The following is an 860-nucleotide window of genomic DNA, read 5'->3' on the forward strand; positions in this document are numbered from 1 at the left end:
GCCGAAGAGTCTGCACATCGACGCGCCGAGTTCGAAGGTGGACTGGGAGTCGGGTGCGGTCGCGCTGTTGACGGAGGAGCGGGAGTGGCCGGAGGTGGACCGGCCGCGCCGGGCCGCCGTGTCGTCCTTCGGCGTGAGCGGCACCAACGCCCACGTCATCCTCGAACAGGCCCCTGCCGAGGACGCGCCGCAGTCCTCCGACGAGCCGTCGGAGCAGCAGCCCGACGAGCAGTCCGCCGTCTCCCCGTCGGCCGGCCGTGCCTCGAACGACGTACTGCCGGGTGCCGCCCTGCCGTTGGTCCTGTCGGCCGCCACCGAGCCCGGGTTGCACGCCCAGGCCGACGGCTGGGGCCGGTTCCTCGCCGAACGGCCCGACGCCGACCTGGCGCGGACCGCCCGGACCCTCCTCACCGCGCGTGCCGCGCTGGAGCAGCGGGCGGTGGTGGTGGCCGCCGACCGGGAGGCCGTCCTGACGGCGCTGGGCGCGGCAGCGCGCGCGGAGGAGGCGACGGGTGTCGTCTCCGGCCGTGCGGAGGTGGCGGGCCGGTCGGTGTTCGTGTTCCCGGGCCAGGGTTCGCAGTGGGTGGGGATGGGCCGGCGTCTGTCGGCCGAGTCCCCGGTGTTCGCGCGGGCTCTGGCGGAGGTGGAGGGTGCGCTGAAGCCTTATGTGGACTGGTCGTTGGTGGATGTGGTGAATCAGGTGCCGGGTGCCGCCTCGTTGGAGCGGGTGGATGTGGTGCAGCCGGTGTCGTTCGCCGTGATGGTGGGTCTGGCGCGGGTGTGGGGTTCGTTGGGTGTGGTGCCGGACGCGGTGGTGGGGCATTCGCAGGGTGAGATCGCGGCGGCGCATGTCGCGGGGA

General features: G+C 73.7%; 1 protein-coding gene. It reads left to right on the forward strand.

Features of this window, described 5'->3' with window-relative positions:
- The coding region (locus PUR56_RS12750) for an acyltransferase domain-containing protein (RefSeq protein ID WP_443034487.1) at window positions 1-860 on the forward strand (860 nt) is incomplete at both ends.

It is taken from the genome of Streptomyces sp. BE303 (assembly GCF_036290945.1).
Lineage (GTDB): Bacteria > Actinomycetota > Actinomycetes > Streptomycetales > Streptomycetaceae > Kitasatospora.